Genomic DNA, 2,960 nt, shown 5'->3' on the forward strand with positions numbered 1-2,960 from the left:
CCGCCAGCACCAAAACTACCACTTGCACCCCTACCGCCAGGCCTGGCAGCCAAGATAGTTAATCCACTGATCACGGATGCAGCGCCACCCCCACCACCATTGCCACCTGGGTTAAAGGGAGCGCCATTGCCACCCCGTCCGCCACTATTGCCATTGAACCCATTGCTTGAGTTGTTGTTGCCATTGCCGCCGCTGCCAGCAAACCCCAGAGCATTACCGCCGATCGCCCGATTCGAGGAAAAGACGCTGTTCGTAACGGTGACATTGCCTGATTTGACAAACAGAGCACCGCCAAATCCGCCGCCACCGCCGCCGCCATTTAAGCCATTGCTACCCCGGGCAATCCCGTTTGCCAGCGTCAGCCGATCAAACGTCACCCTGCCTCCATCGACGACAAAAAGCTGAGTGCGACCCTGACCATCAATGACGAAGTTGTTGCCAACAAAGTTGATGTTGTTGTTCCCGGAGATCGTCGGGAGCACACTGTTGACGAACACGGAATTATTCAACACGATGGTGTCGTCTTGAGGCAGCAACTCTGCCGCCTGAATGGCTTCCCGCAAGCTCAGTACCCCGTCATTGAGGTCAACCACATCCCGACTGGTGTTGACGACAAGCGTGGCAAACAGTCCTCGGTAGGCTTGCTGCGTGTGTGGCGTCAGGGCTAGCGGGGTCAATATTTCCCCCGTTTGCACATCCAATACCCAGTTGCCACCCTGAGCGGCATCGCCAATTGCCCTACTGGCAGCGGCAACCCGTGCGCCCGTAAGGGCTTGCAACTGATGCAATAGCGTGGTGTCAATCTCCCCAGGACGGGTCGGATGAGCCGCAATGTGACAACCGTAGAGCAAGATTTCGGCATCCGAGGCCAGCGCCGATCGCCATTGACAAATCTGACCCGCCTCAGATTCCACTGTGTGACGGGTGAGTTGGCTATTGCCCAATTGAACGCTGCCAGGGGCACCGTGGGAGAGGATGTGCAAAGCAGTGATGCCGCTGCGATCGCGCAAAATTTCGCTGATTTGGCTAATGCCGTCGCGATCGGGGGACAGGAGAACTACCGGAATGTCGGCATAAATGCCCGCGATTAAGGTATCGAGATCATCTAATTGGGCATCGAGAATGACCAACTCTGACCTGCGATCGAGCACAGGCGAGCGATCGACGACCATGATCTGAGTGGAAAGATGGGGGACTTGTAGGCGGTTCATGTTCTGAACTCCGAAGCGATGGGTGAGTAAGCCTGAGCAATCGTTTTGGGAACCGTTGCCACCCATCGTATGAACCGACTACCCATCAACCCATCTGAAGAACGTCTTGAAGTCACATCAACGAAAGCAATAGCTTCAGGGCCAGCGATCGCAGAGGTTTTAGCCCCGATCTCTAACTTTCGTTGATGCGATCGCGCGTCTGATATCAGCGAAAGTTAGAATCTGGCTGTAAAGAGTAGCCAAATTCAGGAATCTCGCAGTATCAGTAAGTAGTTACCTCGTTAACCCTGTATCAAGATCCCTTCCCTGTGTTCCCGATGGCTATGAACGCAACCCTTAATACCCAGACCATACCGTTCCGATTTTTGCTGTACACCGAATGGGTCATGCTCGGCAGTTGCGGCGTTATGGCCCTGATTGAAGCGTGGCAAACGCAGCGAATTCCAGTCGCCCATCTGCTGATCTTGCTGACCTTGCTGGCGATGGGGCTGGCGCTCCACAAGGTGAAGCCCTCCCTGGCCTACCTCTATACGGCTATACAAATGGGGTTGATTTTGCTAGGCACAACCCTGGGCTACCTGCACATCTTGCCAACGCTCTATCTGATTGTGATGATTCGGAGCTGTTTTTTACTCGAACCACCGGGACGATTCATTGTTGCAAGCCTATCGTTCGTTTTCTTTGCCATCCATCAGGTGCAGTATTTAACCACAATCATGCCGTTGCGACTGCCGGCACTCAACGAGCAACGCGTCTGGATGCACCAGTTTGCCGAGTTTTTGATGTTTGGGCTAAGTTTGGTGCTCATATCTCGACTGGTTTCCACCCTGATTACTGAACGCAGAACCCAAGAAAAACTGGCCCAGGCGCACAACCAGCTCCGTCAATATTCTCTTCAGGTGGAAGAACTGGCGGCGGTGCAGGAACGCAATCGCATCGCCCGGGAAATTCATGATTCTCTGGGTCATGCCCTGACAAACTTAAATGTGCAAATTCAAGCCGTGCTCAAACTTTGGCAGCACAACCCAGCAGAAGCCCACCTTTTTCTGGAGCAAGCGCAACAACTGGGAACAATGGCGATGCAGGAGGTGCGTCAATCGGTCAGTAAGTGGGTGAGCTGGTTCAAATGTAGGATGGGTTAGCGATAGCGTAACCCATGCGGGCGTTGGGTCTCGTGCCTCAAACCAACCTAAGTAGGGAGTTTGAATTAAACGTAAGATGGGAGGGTTAACTAGAAAGCCCCCTTATGCCCGCCCCATTGCGTATCATTTTGACCGAGGAGGAAGACCGTACCTTAAGTGAACTGCGGCAAGCTCAGACAGTTCCTTATCGGACCCGTGACCGTGCGCATATGCTGCGCTTGAATGCTCAAGGGCTGAACGTGCCTGCTATTGCCAAGATTTTTCAGTGCCAGCAACAGACCGTCAGAGTCACTCTCAGACGGTGGGAGAGTGATGGGTTAGGCGGACTGTGGGAAGCCCCTGGGCGTGGTGCGAAACCCAAGTGGCAGCCCTCAGATCTGGACTATTTGACGGCCTGTTTGGATCAAGAACCGCGCACCTATACCAGCGCTCAATTAGCTCAAAAGCTTAAGCAAGAGCGCTTGGTAGACTTGAGTAGCGGGGTGCATCCCAGTTATGTAATGAGCAATAATACTTAGTCTGGGCTAAGCCTATGAACGTTAAGCTTTGAGCAGTTCAACAGAGGAACTTCACTCCCATGGATGCCTCCAAAGAAGCCCGTCTCAAA

3 protein-coding genes are annotated in these 2,960 nt (G+C 53.4%); 2 read left to right on the forward strand and 1 reads right to left on the reverse strand.

Going from position 1 to position 2,960, the window contains the following annotated elements:
* The coding region (locus IQ273_RS32155; protein ID WP_194027147.1) for a DUF4347 domain-containing protein at window positions 1–1,211 on the reverse strand (1,211 nt) is incomplete at its 3' end.
* A gap of 323 nt (window positions 1,212–1,534) precedes the next feature.
* Here IQ273_RS32155 and IQ273_RS32160 point away from each other — a divergent pair.
* Together IQ273_RS32160 and IQ273_RS32165 are read left to right on the forward strand one after the other, a co-directional pair.
* Complete coding sequence (locus tag IQ273_RS32160) at window positions 1,535–2,353, forward strand: sensor histidine kinase (RefSeq protein ID WP_228054301.1); 819 nt, start codon at window positions 1,535–1,537, stop codon at window positions 2,351–2,353.
* 104 nt (window positions 2,354–2,457) lie between these two features.
* Window positions 2,458–2,871 (forward strand): helix-turn-helix domain-containing protein, encoded by a 414-nt coding sequence (locus tag IQ273_RS32165; protein WP_194027149.1) that lies wholly within the window; start codon window positions 2,458–2,460, stop codon window positions 2,869–2,871.
* Window positions 2,872–2,960 lie beyond the last annotated feature (89 nt).

The organism is Nodosilinea sp. LEGE 07298, from assembly GCF_015207265.1.
In the GTDB taxonomy this organism is placed as follows: Bacteria; Cyanobacteriota; Cyanobacteriia; order Phormidesmidales; family Phormidesmidaceae; genus Nodosilinea.